The 16561-nt window shown below is 74.9% G+C and carries 12 protein-coding genes; 5 read left to right on the top strand and 7 right to left on the bottom strand.

Translation table 11 applies throughout. The features are described from left to right. Window positions 1-165 precede the first annotated feature (165 nt). Genes ettA through AB0M18_RS12595 form a run of 4 tightly spaced genes read left to right on the top strand, consistent with a single transcriptional unit; the run spans window position 166 to window position 3326 of the window. Window positions 166-1830 (top strand): energy-dependent translational throttle protein EttA, encoded by a 1665-nt coding sequence (gene ettA, locus AB0M18_RS12580; RefSeq protein ID WP_265862502.1) that lies wholly within the window; start codon window positions 166-168, stop codon window positions 1828-1830. 7 nt (window positions 1831-1837) lie between these two features. Continuing rightward, window positions 1838-2263, top strand: a complete 426-nt coding sequence (locus AB0M18_RS12585; protein WP_365756856.1) for a thioesterase family protein — start codon at window positions 1838-1840, stop codon at window positions 2261-2263. Further along, window positions 2260-2931 carry a hypothetical protein gene (locus AB0M18_RS12590; RefSeq protein WP_365756857.1) on the top strand — a complete coding sequence of 224 codons (672 nt, stop codon included), beginning with the start codon at window positions 2260-2262 and terminating at the stop codon, window positions 2929-2931. The genes AB0M18_RS12585 and AB0M18_RS12590 overlap by 4 nt, the downstream gene beginning before the upstream one ends. Next, window positions 2928-3326, top strand: coding sequence for a GNAT family N-acetyltransferase (locus AB0M18_RS12595; RefSeq protein WP_365756859.1), 399 nt, complete (start codon window positions 2928-2930; stop codon window positions 3324-3326). The genes AB0M18_RS12590 and AB0M18_RS12595 overlap by 4 nt, the downstream gene beginning before the upstream one ends. 14 nt (window positions 3327-3340) lie before the next feature. On the opposite strand, the gene AB0M18_RS12600 is transcribed toward AB0M18_RS12595, so the two are convergent. From AB0M18_RS12600 to AB0M18_RS12615, 4 genes are all read right to left on the bottom strand, one after another. Further along, on the bottom strand, window positions 3341-4327 hold the full coding sequence (locus AB0M18_RS12600; protein ID WP_365756861.1) for an ABC transporter ATP-binding protein: 987 nt from the start codon (window positions 4325-4327) through the stop codon (window positions 3341-3343). Beyond that, window positions 4324-7119, bottom strand: a complete 2796-nt coding sequence (locus AB0M18_RS12605; RefSeq protein ID WP_365756863.1) for an FtsX-like permease family protein — start codon at window positions 7117-7119, stop codon at window positions 4324-4326. The genes AB0M18_RS12600 and AB0M18_RS12605 overlap by 4 nt, the downstream gene beginning before the upstream one ends. Window positions 7120-7303: 184 nt before the next feature. Then, on the bottom strand, window positions 7304-10642 hold the full coding sequence (locus AB0M18_RS12610; RefSeq protein ID WP_365756865.1) for an FtsX-like permease family protein: 3339 nt from the start codon (window positions 10640-10642) through the stop codon (window positions 7304-7306). Window positions 10643-10803: 161 nt separating this feature from the next. Then, a complete protein-coding gene (locus AB0M18_RS12615; protein ID WP_265862492.1) occupies window positions 10804-11208 on the bottom strand; it encodes a globin in 405 nt (134 codons plus the stop codon). 86 nt (window positions 11209-11294) lie between these two features. Between AB0M18_RS12615 and AB0M18_RS12620 the strand changes: the two genes are divergently transcribed. Beyond that, complete coding sequence (locus tag AB0M18_RS12620; RefSeq protein ID WP_365756868.1) at window positions 11295-12260, top strand: methyltransferase domain-containing protein; 966 nt, start codon at window positions 11295-11297, stop codon at window positions 12258-12260. Between the two features lie 174 nt (window positions 12261-12434). On the opposite strand, the gene AB0M18_RS12625 is transcribed toward AB0M18_RS12620, so the two are convergent. The 3 genes from AB0M18_RS12625 to AB0M18_RS12635 form a co-directional block, all read right to left on the bottom strand. Further along, complete coding sequence (locus AB0M18_RS12625) at window positions 12435-13721, bottom strand: FHA domain-containing protein (protein ID WP_365756870.1); 1287 nt, start codon at window positions 13719-13721, stop codon at window positions 12435-12437. Window positions 13722-13778: 57 nt separating this feature from the next. Beyond that, window positions 13779-15107 (bottom strand): VWA domain-containing protein, encoded by a 1329-nt coding sequence (locus AB0M18_RS12630; RefSeq protein ID WP_365756872.1) that lies wholly within the window; start codon window positions 15105-15107, stop codon window positions 13779-13781. Window positions 15108-15171: 64 nt separating this feature from the next. Continuing rightward, window positions 15172-16560 carry a PP2C family serine/threonine-protein phosphatase gene (locus AB0M18_RS12635; protein WP_365756874.1) on the bottom strand — a complete coding sequence of 463 codons (1389 nt, stop codon included), beginning with the start codon at window positions 16558-16560 and terminating at the stop codon, window positions 15172-15174. Between the last annotated feature and the right edge of the window lies 1 nt (window position 16561).

Genomic DNA, 16561 nt, shown 5'->3' on the forward strand with positions numbered 1-16561 from the left:
CGCGCGGCGGGGCCGTCCCGTTTCGGTCGCCCACCCACGGTGACCGCCCGGTCACTCGGAGAAGGGCTGGTCAGGCCGTCCCCGCGGTACTGGTTTCCGCCTGCGGGGCTCGGTCAGGCAAGATGGGACCTATCTGCCCACTCACTCCTTGCCGGACGGTTTCTCTTGGCTGAGTACATCTACACCATGCGCAAGACGCGCAAGGCGCACGGCGACAAGGTCATCCTCGATGACGTGACGCTGAGCTTCCTGCCCGGTGCGAAGATCGGTGTGGTCGGCCCGAACGGTGCCGGTAAGTCCACCGTGCTGAAGATCATGGCCGGTCTGGAGCAGCCCTCCAACGGTGACGCGTTCCTCTCGCCCGGTTACTCCGTCGGCATCCTCATGCAGGAGCCGAAGCTGGACGAGTCCAAGACCGTCCTGCAGAACGTCGAGGACGGCGTCGCCGAGGTCAAGGGCAAGCTCGACCGGTTCAACGCCATCGCCGAGGAGATGGCCACGAACTACACGGACGAGCTCATGGAGGAGATGGGCAAGCTCCAGGACGACCTGGACCACGCCAACGCGTGGGACCTCGACGCCCAGCTGGAGCAGGCCATGGACGCCCTGGGCTGCCCGCCCGGCGACTGGCAGGTCAACAACCTCTCCGGTGGCGAGAAGCGCCGCGTCGCGCTCTGCAAGCTGCTCCTGGAGGCCCCCGACCTGCTGCTCCTCGACGAGCCCACCAACCACCTCGACGCCGAGTCGGTGAACTGGCTGGAGCAGCACCTCGCCCAGTACAAGGGCACCGTCGTGGCCATCACCCACGACCGGTACTTCCTCGACAACGTCGCCGAGTGGATCCTCGAGCTCGACCGCGGCCGCGCCATCCCGTACGAGGGCAACTACTCCACGTACCTGGAGAACAAGGCCTCCCGCCTCAAGGTCGAGGGCCAGAAGGACGCCAAGCGGCAGAAGCGCCTCAAGGAAGAGCTGGAGTGGGTCCGCTCCAACGCCAAGGGCCGTCAGGCCAAGTCCAAGGCGCGCCTCGCCCGCTACGAGGAGATGGCCGCCGAGGCCGACAAGATGCGGAAGCTGGACTTCGAGGAGATCCAGATCCCGCCGGGCCCGCGGCTCGGCAGCATCGTCGTCGAGGTCGAGAAGCTCAACAAGGCCTTCGGCGAGAAGGTCCTGGTCGACGACCTGTCCTTCACCCTGCCCCGTAACGGCATCGTCGGCGTGATCGGCCCGAACGGCGCCGGCAAGACCACGCTCTTCAAGATGCTCCAGGGCCTGGAGACCCCGGACTCCGGCGACATCAAGGTCGGCGAGACCGTCAAGATCTCGTACGTCGACCAGGGCCGCGCCAACATCGACCCGAAGAAGACGCTGTGGGAGGTCGTCTCCGACGGCCTGGACTACATCAACGTCGGCCAGGTCGAGATGCCGTCCCGCGCCTACGTCTCCGCGTTCGGCTTCAAGGGCCCGGACCAGCAGAAGCCGGCCGGCGTGCTCTCCGGCGGTGAGCGCAACCGCCTCAACCTCGCGCTCACCCTCAAGCAGGGCGGCAACCTGCTGCTCCTCGACGAGCCGACCAACGACCTCGACGTCGAGACCCTCTCCTCGCTCGAGAACGCGCTGCTCGACTTCCCGGGCTGCGCCGTGGTCGTCTCCCACGACCGCTGGTTCCTCGACCGGGTGGCCACGCACATCCTGGCGTACGAGGGCGACTCCAAGTGGTTCTGGTTCGAGGGCAACTTCGAGTCCTACGAGAAGAACAAGATCGAGCGCCTCGGCCCGGACGCCGCCCGTCCGCACCGCGCCACCTACAAGAAGCTGACCCGAGGCTGATCACTTCATGGCCCGTCACATCTACTCCTGCCCCCTCCGCTGGTCGGACATGGACGCCTTCGGCCACGTCAACAACGTGGTCTTCCTCCGCTACCTGGAGGAGGCGCGGATCGACTTCATGTTCCGGCTGGCACCGGGGGACGGCAGCCCGTCGTTCTCCGGCGGGTCCGTCGTGGCCCGCCACGAGATCGACTACCTGCGACCCCTGGTGCACCGGCACGAGCCGGTCACCATCGAGTCCTGGGTGACGAAGATGGGCGCGGCCTCGCTGACGATCGCGTACGAGATCAAGGACCCCGACGTCACGTACGTGCGGGCGTCCACGGTCGTCGTGCCGTTCAACCTGGAGACGCAGCGTCCGCGCCGCATCTCCGACGAGGAGAAGTCCTTCCTCAAGGAGTACATGGACGACGGGATGACGTCGGCCCCGTGACTCCCCTCGCTCCGCTGCACTTCGACGACGCCAGAGAGGCGGCGGGCCTCGCCGCCTTCCTGCGCCGGCTGCTGCACTACGACCGGGCCGCCGCCGTCCGCCTCCAGGCAGGGGGCGGCGCGCTCGCCGTGTTCGGGCGCCCGCCGTCGTTCGAGGTCGTCGCCATCCGCACGGCACGCCTGGTCGACGCGGTCGACCTGGACGTGACCGTGTCGGCCGGTGAACTCCTGGAGGGCATCGAGGAGTCGGCGGGCAAGGCGGTCGTCCCCGACGCCGTCACCGGCCCTCCGTGGGCCGGGGTCCTGCCGCCGCGCGGCGGCTGGGAGCCGGTCGCCGGACTGCCGGACGTCGCCGCGATGCGCGGCGCGGTCGGCGCGGCCGTGGCCGAGTTCCGGGCCCGCGACGAGGAACTGCCCGAGGAGCGGCGCACCCGCGCCGAGCGCGACCGCATCGGCCGCGAGATCTGGTCCCGCACCTTCGCCGGCACGGGCCTCCCGCTGCGCGCCGTGCACGCCGCGCAGTCCCTCGGCTTCCTGCCGGACCTGCCCGGCGCCGAGCTCCCGGTCGCGCTGTTCGCCGCCGGGCCCTGGCTGCGGCTGCGCACGCCGTACGGCTCGGTCGCGCTGCGTACCGTACCGACGTCCCTGACCGTCGCTCCCCTTCGGTGACGCCCACGGGCGCGGTGCTCGCCGTCGATGCCGAGCTGACCTCCGGCGCGCTGAACACGCTCTTCCACGCCTCCTGGCCCGGCCACCGGGACACGGACTTCGACGCCGTGTTCGCCCGTCGGCTGCTCCATGTCACCGCCTGGCGGGACGGCCGGCTCGTCGGCTATGTGAACGTCGTCGGCGACGGCGGCGCGCACGCCTTCCTGCTCGACACCACCGTCCACCCCGACGAGCGCCGCCGAGGACTCGGAGTCGCACTCGTCCGGGAGGCCGCCGGGGCCGCGCGCGAGCGCGGGGCGCACTGGCTGCACGTCGACTACGAGCCGTACCTCACCGCCTTCTACGAGCAGTGCGGCTTCAAGCCCACCGCCGCCGGGCTCCTGGCCCTGCGGTAGCGGACGCGGCGGACTCAGCTCGCGTCGTCCGGCCACACCCCGATGTGGTCCTGCTCCAGCTCCAGGGCCACCCGGTGCCGCATGTCCAGGGCCTCGGTGTACTCGGCGGGCAGCTGCAGCCGGCCCGCGCGGTCGAGCATCGCGTACTCCCGGGCCACCAGGGACTCCCGGCCCGTCTCGTCGACCTCGGTGCGGCGCAGCACCTCGGAGGAGGTCCGGCCGTCGCGGATGGCGACCGTGCGGCGCACCTCGGAGGCGACCGCCTGGTCGTGGGTGACGATGACGATCGTGGTGCCCAGCTCCTCGTTGGCCCGCCGGAACGCGGCGAAGACGTCCTCGCCGGTGGCCGAGTCCAGCTCGCCGGTCGGCTCGTCGGCGAGCAGCACCGACGGGTTGTTGGCGAGGGCCACGGCGATGGCCACCCGCTGCTGCTGGCCGCCCGACAGCTGGTGCGGGCGCCGGTCCGCGTGCTCGGCCATGCCGAGCATGCCGAGCAGCTCCTCGGCCCGCCGGGCCTTCTGCCGACTGCCGCCCCTGCGCCCGTCCTTCAACTGCATGGGCAGCGCCACGTTCTGGGCGGCCGTCAGATAGGGCAGCAGATTGCGCGCGGTCTGCTGCCAGACGAAGCCGACGACCTCGCGGCGGTAGCGCAGCCGGGCCTTGCCGTCCATGGCGAGCAGATCGCAGCCCGCGACCTTGGCCGCGCCGGCGGTCGGCACGTCGAGCCCGGCCAGGATGTTCATCAGGGTGGACTTGCCGGAGCCGGAGGCGCCGACCAGCGCCATCAGCTCGCCCTCCGTCACCAGCAGGTCCAGACCCTGGAGGGCCTGCACCTCCACCCCGTCCGTCGTGAAGATCCGGACCAGCCGGTCGCAGGCGATCAGCGCGTCGTGCCCGTACGAGGGCCGGTCCCGGCGCGCCGCCGCCCGCCGCTCCAGCTCCTCCAGGGTCGTACCGGTGGTCCCGGCGGCTCCGGCGGTCCCCGAGGTGGTCGTCGTCATCGTGCGTCTCCTGCCCTGAGTTCCTTGATCGAGCCCCTGCGGGCCACCCACCACGCCTGCGTTCCGGCGACCGCGCCGGTGAGGAGCACCACCGCGACCGCCGGCACGGCCAGCGACCAGACGTCCGCCCGCAGTGCCGTGCCCAGGGCCATCGCCTCGTCCGGCGCGGCGGCCAGCGCCAGCCGGATCAGGTCGATGCCCGGCGAGAGCAGCACGATCGTCGCCCAGCCCACGAGCACGCCGCCCACCGCCGCGAGGACCGCCTGCGGCAGCGCTTCGAGACCGAGCAGCTTCCGGCCCTGGCGGCGGGTGAGGCCCATGGTGCGCAGCCGGGCGAGCAGCGTGGTGCGCTCGGGCGCGGCCTGCAGCAGCGAGAGCAGCACGGCCAGGACCGCGTAGCCCGCGCCCGCGGCGATCGCCGCGCGGTAGATCCGCTCCGCACCGGTCTGCACAGGCGAGTCGACGTAGCCGGCCCGCTTCTCCGCCCGCAGCACCACCTGGACGGTCCCGTTCACCCCGGTGACCGCGCTCCGCAGCGCCTTTCCGTCGAGGGCGCCGTCCGGGCCGCCGGTGACGAGCAGCGCGGTGGCCGCCCGGTTGGTGAGGTCGTCGCCGTTGACGACGAGGAAGTCCTTGTCGGGCAGGGCCGGGGTGGCCTCGCGGACGGCGACCACCTTCACATGGAAGCGGCCGGCCGCCGCGGTGATCTCCATGGGCTTGTCGCCGAGGCGTTCGGCGACCCGCGGCGAGGCGATGGCGGGGATCACCCGCTCGTTGTCGCCGACGTGGCCGGGTCCGCCCGTGCCGGTGGACCCGAGGAGCCCGGCGGGGAAGCCGCCGATGCCGGTACGGGCCGCGAGCCGGGTGTACGAGGCGGGCTCGACGCCGATCAGCGGGGCGCCCATGCCGTGGTCGGAGGTGCCCCGGCGGGAGGGCAGTTCGAGCCCGAACTCGACCTGCACGGGCGACACCTCCCGTACCCCGGCGACGCCCCGCACCTTCTCGGCGACCCCGGCGGGCAGCGGGACCGAGGCCAGCTTGCCGACCACCCGGGCGTCCGCGCCGGTGGCCAGATAGGCGGCCTTGTCCCGGACGTCGGACACCCCGGTGAGCACGGAGCCGCCGAACGCGGCCGTCGTCAGCGCGAGCAGCAGCGCGAGCAGCGGCAGCGCGCCCGAGGCGGACGAGCGGCCCGCCCGGGCCAGGGACAGATACCCGACGGCGCCGCGCAGCCTGCGGGCGGGCCGGGCGGCCCAGCGCAGCGGCAGCGGATAGAGCCGTACGAGCACGAACGCGGCGATCAGGGCGACGAGCACCGGCGCGGCGCTGACCAGGTAGTCGCCGGCGTCGGCGGTGCCGCGGCGGCGCAGCGCGGTGACGGCGCCCACGGCGAGGACGAGGAAGGTCAGTTCGGCGACGGTGCGCCGGGCGGACGGCCGGGAGGCGACCAGGTCCTCGCGGGCGCCGTGCAGCTGGGGCCGGCGGTGCAGGAACACCGCGCGCACCGGCAGCACCAGGGTGGCGACCGCGGCGACCGCGGCGGCGCCCGCGCAGGCGGGCAGCAGCCGGGCCCCGTCGCCGCCCGTGAGCAGCACGGCGAGGAGCAGTCCGAGCGCGGCGGCGGGAACGGTGACCGCGGCGGTCTCGGCGACCAGCCGTCCGCCGATGCCGGTCAGGGAGGCGCCGCGCGAGCGCAGCAGGGCGAGTTCGGGGTGCCGGCGGGCGGTGAACAGGCTGCCGGTCATGGCGAGGACGACGAGGGCGACGGCGCCGATGCCGAAGGCGGCGACGGCGACGACCGAGGCGATGGCGTCCCGGGTGCCGGTGTAGCCGGCCAGGATCCCGTCGAGGCCGGTGCTGAACGCCCCGCCCGCGCCGAGGACGTCGCGCAGTCTCACCAGGGCCGGCCCGTCGCCCGCCGAGTCGAGGGCGGAGGTGAGCCGTTCGGTGTCGAGGGCGGTGAGGTGCCGGACGTCGGGCGCGAACCGCCAGTACTGCTCGGGCTCGCCGAGCGTGCCGACCGCCGCCGGCGCGCTCTCGGGCGAGACGAGCAGGGTGCCCACCCAGTAGGAGCGGGGCTCGTCCCCCTTCGTCATGGCGAGGAACGGGCTGTGCAGGACCGGCTCGGTCGCCCAGTAGGGGCCGTCGGTCCCGCGCGGTTCGACGATGCCGGTGACGGTGACCGGCTTCGGGTTGCCGTCGACGCCGGGGAGGTGGACGACGGAACCCACCGTGATGCCGAGGGTCTTGGCGGTCTTCGTGCTGACCGCCGCCTCCATGCCGCCGCCCGCCGTCCCGCCCTCGGCGGCCCTCGGCGCGCGGCCGGCCGTGAGCGTGGAGTGCCCGGCCAGGTCGGAGGCCGAGTCCAGGACGAACTGCGGATCCACGCCGTCCGGCCGCGTCAGGAACGGGTCGGGCGCCGACAACTGCTTGGTCGTCCGCACCCCGTACGCCGACTCGACGGGGTCCGCGCGCAGCGGCGCGGGCAGCGCCGGAACCAGCCGGTCGCGGATCGCCTTCAGCTTCTTCGGCGCGAACGCCGCCACCCGCGCCTCCGGAGCCAGGCTGCTCGGCACGTCGGTGGTCAGCGTCAGCGCGCTGGTGCGGGGCTCGGCACTGTTGATGGCGTGCCACAGTCCCTCGGTCTCGTACGTGTCGACGGTCCGCGGCAGCGCGGCGGCGAGGAACGCCGTCACCAGCACGAGCAGCCCATAGGCGAGGGCCGTCCCCGGCGCCGTCCGCAGTCGGGTGCGGACCCAGGGCGCCACGGTGCGGACGGGCTTGCTGGACATGGCGTTCGCCTTTCCGCGGGCGGGGGTGGAGGACGGCTGCGGGGAGCGGGGGCCGGGCATCAGCGGCCCCCGGGGGTGGTGGCGGGCGGCCGGCGCCGGGCGGTGGCGGGCGGCGGGGTCGGGGGGCCGCACGGGGCGGCCTGCGGCCTGCGCGGCTCGCACCCGAGACGGATCCGGAACGTCGTCACTGGTCCCCCTGGCTGCGCAGGGTGACCGCCGGGTCCGCGCGGCGCAGCGCGATGGTCGCGACGATCACCAGGGGGAGCGCGGCCACGCCGGCGAGGAGCAGGGCCACGTGGGCGAGCGGGAGCTGGACCAGCGGGGCGGGGACCGGGCGTTCGGCCTGGCCGGTGAGGACGATCAGGGGGACGACCGCCCGGGTCAGGACGGTGCCGAGGGCGACGCCGACGAGGAGGCCGATGCCGACCAGGAGGCCCTGTTCGGCGGCGAGCAGCCGGGCCAGCTGGCGGCGCGGGGCGCCGAGCGCGCGGAGCAGGCCGAACTCCCGTCCCCGTTCCCGCAGCGAGCCGGCCGAGGAGACGGCGAAGCCGACGGCGGCGAGGGCGGCGGCGGCCGCCGCGACCGCCATCAGGGCGGAGTTCGGGCCGGCGCCGAGCGGGTCGCCGAGGAGTTCGGCCGCGGCCTCGTCCCGTACGAGCACCAGCGAGGGGTCGGCGTCGGTACGGGACCGGAGGGTCTTGGCGACCTCGCCGGCCCTGCCGGGGGCGGCGGTGAGCCACCACTCGGTGGGTGCCAGGGTCGCGCCCGGGGTGGCGGACAGGGCCCGGTTGGCCGTGTTCAGGTCGATCAGGACGGCGCCGGCGTCCTCGGGGACGGCGTCGGGCGATGCCGCGGTGACGGCCCGGGCGCCGAGCCCGGTGGTCGGCAGTTCGCGGACCACGCCGGCGATCGTCACCTTCAGGGTGGTGCCGCCGATCGTGACGCCGACGGTGTCGCCCTCCTTCGCGCGGGTGGCGGCGAGGAAGGCGTCGGTGGCGAGCGCCGGGACCGTCGCCGGCCGGGCGCCGCGCGGGGCGGACAGCGTCAGCGTGTAGCCGTCGGTGCCGGGGCCGCCCTCGTCCGCGCCGAGGGTGAAGGGCACGGAGAGGAGGGCGTCGGCGGCGGATCCGACGCCCACCGGCTGCGCCGTGGTCTCGCCCTCGTCGTTCTCGGCCGTGTACTCCGCGGTCCACGCGGCGAGTGAGCCGCGGGTGCCGATCGGCCGCTGGGCCTCCCCGGCGCCCACCGAGACGAGCTCCTCGACGGCGAGCCGGTGCACGCCGCCGCCCGCCGTCTCGCCGCCGACCTCCAGGCCGATCAGGGTGAAGCCGCCGGTGTCCGCCAGCTCGGGCAGGGCGACCTGGAGCCGGTGGGTCCGCCCGTCGGCCGGGAGCGTGCCGAGCAGCCGGCGGTACGGGACGCCGTAGCCGTCCTCCACGACGACGGTGACCCGGGCGGGCGGAGGGCCGCCGGGGGCGGTGGCGCGCAGCGTGAGCGCCAGGGCCCGGGTGTCCTTCGGCAGTTCGACGCCGGTGCGCGGACCGGCCTTCGGCTGCACGGCGGTGAGGCGCTCGGCGGGCGAGCCGTCCGCGAGGTCGGGGCGGAAGAGCATGCCGTCGGCGGCCCGCCAGGTGTCCATGGCGAGCACGGTGGCGTTGCGGCCGGTGACGTCGGTGCTGCCCCGGTGCACGGGCGCGGCGCGTCGTACGCCCGGCACGGCGGCGAGCCGCTCGGTCTGCGAGAGTTCGCCGGGACCGGCGCTCAGCACCCGGAGGTCCGCGCCGGTGCGGAAGTCGGCCTGGTCGCGCTGCGAGCGGTCCCAGGAGTCGCGCTGGCCGATCGCCAGCATGCCCATGGCGACGGCGAGCACGAGCAGCAGCACCGGGCCGGCGCCGCGCAGCGGCCGGCGGCTGAACTGCCAGCCGGCGAGCGCGGTGGGCAGCCCCCGGCCGCCGGCGGCGCGCCGCTCGGCCAGCCGGGCCGCGGGCGGCAGCAGTCGCAGGGTGAGGACGGTGCCCGCGAGCAGGGCGAGCGCGGGCGCGGCGACCAGGAGCGGGTCGACGCCGAGGGCACCGGTCCGGTCCCCGGCGAGCGCGCCGCCGCCGGTCTGCCGGTCGAGCTGCCAGTAGGCGATGCCCGCGACGAGCAGCAGTCCGATGTCGGCGCCGGCCCGGACCGGGCCGGGCAGCGCGGCGGAGCGGCCCTTGCGCAGCGAGATCCGGGCGCCGTCCCCGGTGGCGAGCGCGGGGGCGACGACGGCGGCGGCGCAGCACAGCGCGACCGCGGCGGCCACCAGCCAGACCGTGGGCGGGGGAGCGGCACCGAGCCCGCCGCCGAGCGCGTCGAGCGTGGACCGGTCGGCGACCAGCCGGGTCAGCGGGCCGGAGAGCAGCGGGGCGGCGATCGCGGCGGGCAGCGCGAGGAACAGCGCCTCGACGGCGGCGAGTCCGGCGATCCGGCGGCGTGAGGCGCCCCGCGCGCGCAGCAGGTCGGTCTCGCCGGAGCGTTCGGTGCTGAGCAGCCGGGCGACGAGCAGCAGCGCGTAGGCGGCGAGCAGCACCAGCTGCACGGCCACGATGGAGAGGGTGGAGCGGGAGACGAGCAGGGCCCGGTCGGTGCGCTCCAGGACGGTCGGCAGCGAGGTGGTCGCGTTGACGGTGGTGCCGAAGCGCGCGGTGTCGGCGAGCAGCGCCTTGGGTCCCTCGGTGGCGGCGGTCCGCAGGTCGTCCATCCGGTCGGTGGTGAGGCCGGTGTAGTCGGCGACGCCGAGCCAGGAGGTGTCACCGGCGGTGAGCCGCCCGGAGCCGAGCAGGGCGGGGTCGGTGAGCAGCGGGCCGTACGTGGTGAAGACGAGGGTCTTCACGCCGCGGCCGGCCGCCGGGTCGAGCTGCCAGTAGAGGTCGGTGGTGTCGAGGGGCCGGTAGACGCCGGTGATCCGGGTCGTCACGGTGGTGCCGGTGAGCCGGTCGGTGAGCGTCAGGACGGTGCCAGGGGCCACGCCGAGCCGGCGGGCGGCCTCCTCGGGCACGGCGCTCTCGACCGCGTCGCGCGGCCCGGCGGCCTTCGCGTCGGCTGCCTTCGGGGCGGCGGGATTCGGAGCCGGTGCCTTCGGCCAGGCGCCGCGGACCAGGCTGATCCGGGAGCGGTCGAGCGCCGCGAACTGGGTGAGGTCCGGCTCGCCCGAGCGCGCGTCCGGCGGCTGGAGCGAGCGGGGCAGGGCGTACGGCCCCGAGGTCTCCAGCTTCCGCACGGTGACCGGCAGCCCGGCGAAGGTCCGCTCGGCGCCCGCGCGGGCCGCCGCGTCGGCACTCGCCCGCCTGCCGTCCGGGACCCGGCCGCTGACGACGAGGGCGGCGGCGGGGGCGGAGCGGCCCTTGAGGGTGCTCCGCAGCGCGGCGTCGCCGACGGAACCGGAGAAGGCGGCCAGGGTGGCGAGGACGGAGGTGGTCAGGAGGACCGCGAGCAGGGCCGCGGCCAGGAGCAGCCGGTGCGCCCTGACGCGCAGAAGTACGAACCCCGTCACCCGGTCCCCCCTGAAAGCACCGTGATCGTTCAGTATCGAACGTCCTTCGGATGCTTTCAGAGGGCAACGGATCCGGAAACCGCTTTCGTGGCCACCTTGATGCGATCGTGACCGTTATCCGGTGCCATGTCACCGGAATGTGTTCGTCCGGGAGCGGGCCGTCAGTCCGCGGTGTTGATCATGGAGGCGGCGGCGTACGTCAGATAGCGCCACAGCTGCTCCTCGTGCTCCGGCGCCAGCTCCAGCTCGTCCACCGCGTCCCGCATGTGCCGCAGCCACGCGTCGTGCGCCGCCCGGTCGACCGTGAACGGCGCGTGCCGCATCCGCAGCCGCGGATGGCCGCGGCGGTCGCTGTAGGTGTTCGGGCCGCCCCAGTACTGCATGAGGAACAGCGCCAGCCGCTCCTCGGCCGGGCCCAGGTCCTCCTCCGGGTACATCGGCTTCAGCAGAGGGTCCTCGGCGACGCCCTGGTAGAAGCGGTGGACCAGGCGACGGAAGGTCTCCTCGCCCCCCACCTGCTCGTAGAAGGTCTGCTCCTGAAGCGTGCCGCGCGGAATCTCGTTCACCGTTCCATCGTCTCAGACGCACCGGACGAGGACCGGAGGTCTAGGACCTGTGGCCGGATCCGGGCGGCGCGCAGGACAGTGGAGCCATGAGCGACGTGTTTGCCGAGGAGGGCGCGCGGGCCCGGCGGGCGCTGGTGCGGGAGATCGAGGCGTACGGCGCCCTGCACGAGCCCGTCTGGCGCGCGGCCTTCGCCGACGTCCCGCGCCACCTCTTCGTGCCCTCCTACTACGTCGCCGGTCCGACCGGCTACGAACGCCTCTGGTCCGGCGACCCCGACCCGGTCCGCCGGGTCCGCTGGCTGCGCGGCGCCTACCGCGACACCGCGCTGGCCACCCGGGTCCGGGACGGCGAGCTGCTCTCCTCCGCCAGCCAGCCCTCCCTGATGGCCCGGATGCTCGAAGCCCTCGACGTACGCGACGGGCACGACGTCCTGGAGATCGGCGCCGGCACCGGCTACCACGCGGCGCTGCTCTGCCACCGCCTCGGCGACGCGCACGTCACCACCGTCGACCTCGACGAGGAGATCGCCGAGTCGGCCCGCGGCCACCTCGCCGCCGCCGGGTACCGGCCGGCCGTGATCACCCGCGACGGCGCCCGCGGCTGCCCCGAGCGCGCCCCGTACGACCGGATCGTGGCGACCTGCGCGGTGCCCTCCGTGCCGTACCCCTGGCTCGCCCAGAGCCGGCCCGGCGCACGCATCCTCACCCCGCTCTCCACCGGACTGCTGCTGCTCGGCGTCCGCGCCCCCGACCGCGCCGAGGGGCGCTTCCTGGCCGGCTCCGCGTACTTCGTCGCCCTGCGCGGCGGCAGCGTCCGCACCCCGCGCCCGCGGACCACCGGAGTTCCCCGGCGGGTGTACGAGGACGAGGGCTTCCGCTTCCTGACCGGGCTCACCGGCGACCGCCTCGACATGCGCGAAGCGCTCTCGCTCTGGCAGCGCGAACGGCGGCCGGAGCGGGAGCGCTTCGGGGTGACGGTGAGCGGCGGACGGCAGTGGGCCTGGCTGGACGACCCCGAAGGGCCGTACGCCTGGCCCCTGCCGGACCTCTAGGCCGTGTCTTCCGGATCTTGGCCGGGTCCGCGACGCCTGGCACGGCACCTCGCTGCGTTGCCGAAACGCCCCGATAGCTCCGCTATCGAGACGCTCCGGCGCCTTGCGATGCACCGCACCAGACCCCGCGGCCTGTCCGGCCCTGATCCGAAAGACACGGCCTAGCCCGGGTTCTCAGCCCCTGCGTACGGTGATCGTCGTCCAGGCGCCGACGTGCACCCGGTCGCCCTCCTGGAGCTGCACCGGCACATAGGGCTGGATCGGGTCGGGCGAGCCGTTGATCGTCGTGCCGTTGGTGGAGTTCTGGTCCACCACCGCCCACGAACCGTCCGGCTGTGCCACGAGCACCGCGTGCTGGTGCGAGACGCCCGGGTCCTCCGGCGGCACCGACAGGTCGATGTCGGGCGACTCGCCGGTGGAGTGCCGGCGGCGGCCGATGCTGACCTGGCTGCCCTGGAGCGGGATGTGCTGCTCGGGGGAGTACGCGGGGAGGTTGAGCCCCCCGGCCTCCGGGCCGCTGCGCTGCATCATCGCCATGAAGTACGCGCGGTCCGGTCCGATCACCGCGGTCCAGCCGAGCTGCGGCTGAGGCATCTGCGGCTGGGGCATCTGCGGGGCCTGCGGCGCGTGGGGCTGCGGGACCGGCGGCGGGCCCTGCTGGAACTGCGGCGGCGGACCGCCCTGGGGACCGCCCATCGGCGCGGGGACCGGGGCGGGCGGCGCGGGCGGCGCCGGGGGCTGCGGCATCGAGGGCGGCGACAGCATCCAGTCGTCGTCGGCCCGCGGCTGCGGCGGGGCCGGCTGCGGAGGAGCGGCCTGCGGAGGAGCGGCCGGGAAGCCCTGCGGGGCCTGGGGCGCCTGCGGCATCGGCGGGCGCTGCGGCGGCGCCTGGTGGTGCGTCGGGTCGGCGCCCAGCGGCTCGGCCGGACGGTTCACCTGCGAGGGCCGCGAGCCCTGGTAGTCGAACGCGTCCGGGTGCTGCGGCGGTGCGGGCACCGGGGCAGCGGGCGGGGCGGCCGGCGGGGACTGGAAGCCCGGCGGCAGGTTCAGACCGGGCGGCGGACCACCCTGCGGACCCGGACCCTGCGGCGCGCGGGGCGCGCTCTGCGGGGCGAGCGGGGTGTAGGAGGTCGCCGTGTTCGTGAGGAAGTTCCAGCGGCACTCCTCGCAGAACGGCGCCATGTGCTCGCGCGGCGTCCGGCACTGCGGGCACAGCTCCGCCTGGGCGGTGGCGTTCGGGTCGCCGCCCGGGCCGAAGCCGCCGGGCGCGGCGGGCGGCGGCGGGACCGGCCCGCCGGGGGCACCGGGGCCGCCGGGGCCGGGATATCCGTACGCGGGCGGCGGCGGGGGAGGCGGCGGTACGGCACCCGTCGGCGCACCCGCCCCGGCCGCCATGCGGTGGCCGCAGACCTCGCACCAGTCGTCGGAGACCGACTGGTGTCCGTTCGGGCAGGTCGGCATGTCGGTGCTTCCCCCTCTCCTCGTCCTCGCCCTGACGGGCTCCGTCGCCCTCGCGGGCTACTTCTTCACGCGAACGGTCTTGGTGGAGCGCGTCTCGAGAGTCATCTCGTCCGCTTCCGCGACCTTCGCCTTCAAACGCACAGTACCCGTCGCGGCATCGACCACGTCCACCACCTTCGAAAGCAGTTTCGCCGTATCGGCGTTCCCGGAGGCCGCCGCGAGCTGCACCGCACGCCCGAGTTTGGCCGTGGCACCGTCGCGATCGCCCGATTTGCGGGCGTCCATTCCCTGCTGGATGGCATCGGCCAACTCGGCCTGCCCGGTGTAGTGCGCGACCTGCGCGTTGATCGCGGTGGACATCACCATGTCGTCCGTCCACACCGCCCGCACCAGTCCCTGGGACAGCGTCACCGGCGCGCCGCCCGCCGGGTCCGGGACGATCAGCGAGACCCGGGCCGCCAGCATCTCCTGGCCGACCGCGGCCTGCGGCACCCGCACGGACACGTGGTAGTCGCGGGACTCGTCGCCCCACGAACCGGTCGGGTAGTCCCCGGCGCGCGGGCCCGCCTCGGTGCGCCGCCCGGACAGGTCCTCGACCGTCGGCGCCACCTGCTTCACGAAGCCGATCTCCACCCCCACCGGGGTCCACAGGCGCAGGGCGACATCCGCGACCTCCTTGCCCATGGCGCCTTCCATCATGGCCGTGAAGTCGGCGGCGAGCCCGGCCGGGTCGGCGACGATGTCGGCGGTGCCGAGCAGCGCCGAGGCGATGCCGCGCACCTCCTCGACCTCCCAGTCCGTGCCGACCCCGCGCGCGTCGCAGGTGAAGCGGCCCGCACAGGCGTCGAGCGCGGCCCGCAGGTCCTCCGGCGACTCGTGCTCGTTGCGCCCGTCGGTCAGCAGGATGCCGTGCCGGATGGCGGCGTCGGCGGAGGAGAGCAGCCGGTCGGCGAGGCGCAGCCAGGTGCCGATGGCGGTGCCGCCGCTCGCGCTCAGTGCCCGCAGCGCGTCCTTCGCCTCGGCGCGGGTCCGGGCGTCGGCGACGGCGAGCCGCCCGCCGCCCGGGTACACCTCGCGCGCGATGTGGGTGCCGGCGACGACGGCGAAGGAGGTGCCGTCGCGCAGGGTGTCGATCGCGGCGGCGGTCGCCTCGCGGGCGCCGCGCATCTTGGTCGACGGGTAGTCCATCGAACCGGAGCAGTCGAGCATCAGGACGACGGCCGCGGACCGGCCCCCGCCGGCCGCCGGCGGCGCGCCGTGCGCGCCGCCGCCGGTGGCGGTCACGGTGACGATCGCGTTGACGTCCCGGCCGCCCTCCGGCAGGAACTCGTTCTGGTACACGTCCACCGAGAACTGCGGCCCGGTGGGCTTGGAGAAGTTCGCCATGGGTGATTCGGCTCCTCGGCTCACGAGAAGAGAAGAAGGAAGGTCAGGAGCGGTTGCGGAGCGGTCACGGGGCGGATGGCACCGGGAGCGCGAACGGCAGCAGCGCGACCGTGATGTTGTCGTGGCCGCCGCCGTCCAGGGCGTGGCCGACCAGGACCTGCGCCGCGTGCAGCGGTCGTTCGGCGGCGTCGGCGGGCATGATCCGGGCCATGTCCTCGGCGCCCTCCGCGTAGTTCCACAGTCCGTCCGTGCAGACCACCACCACGCCCGGCCGGTCCGGCTTGAACGCGGCGGTGTGCGGCTCCAGTTCGTAGCTGTCGGCGCCGAGCCAGCCGGTGATCGCGTGGGCGCGCTCGTCCGCGTACGCCTGCGCCTCGGTCATCAGACCCGCGGCCACCATCTGCGCGGCCCACGAGTCGTCCTCGGTGAGCCGGGCGGGCGGGGTGCCGCGGTCGTCGGGCACCCAGTAGGCCCGGCTGTCGCCGACCCAGCCGACGATCAGCAGTCCGTCGGCGACGATCGCGCTCACGATGGTGCACGCCGGGGAGTTCTGGTGCTCCCGCTCGCCGGCCGCCGGGCGCTCGGCGAGCGCGGTGACCGCGTCGGCGGCCGCCACGATCGCCTCCTGCATGGCCTGCTGCGGGTGCGTGCCCTGGGGCAGCGCCGCGAGCAGCGTGGTGCGGGCGGCCGTGGCCGCGGCGGCGGACGCCTCGTCGGGGCGGGTCGCCGAGGACACGCCGTCGCAGACCACGGCGAGCGCGGCCGGCGCACCGCCGGGCAGCGCGGCCGAGGCCACGGCGAACGAGTCCTCGTTGCGGTGGTGGCGCAGGCCCCGGTCGCTGACGGCGGCGACCGCCGGCAGCTCCTCCTCCATGTGGTCGCGGTCGCGCGGCTGCGCGTGCCCGCAGTGCTCGCAGTACCCGTCGCCGTCGACCCGCCCGGTCCGGCAGGCCACGCACACCTTCCGGTCGTCGCCCGCCGACGCGCTCACAGCCGCCGCCGGCTCCGCCACGAGCGCCGCCCGCGGATCGGGCGCGGGCAGCGTGAAGTCCCCGTCCCCGTGCTCGCCGGTGGCGCCGGCGGGGGCCGCGGGCCCGGCCGGGTCCGCCGTGGCCGCGGGTGCACCCGGTCCCGCCGGGTCTGCCGCGCCCGCCGGCGCGGCCTCCGGCACCCCGTCCGTCCGTACCGGGATCGTCGGCAGATCGCGGCCGCCCGAGTCGGTGCCCGGCAGCTCGCCGGGGTGCTGGGTCGCCGTGGTCAGGGAGTTCGGGTCCCGGGGCGGGGCCTCCGGCCAGTCCACGGGCAGGGCGATCGGGACCGTCGGCCGGTCCGGGAGCTCGGCCTCCGACAGGTCGTAGCCGCACGCCCCGCAGAACTTGTCCCCGGACTCCAGCGGTTCGGCGCACTCGGGGCAGGTCCCCAGGGGGTGCGGGGGCTTCGGTTTCAGCGACATA

The organism is Streptomyces sp. NPDC051909, from assembly GCF_040681095.1.
In the GTDB taxonomy this organism is placed as follows: domain Bacteria; phylum Actinomycetota; class Actinomycetes; order Streptomycetales; family Streptomycetaceae; genus Streptomyces.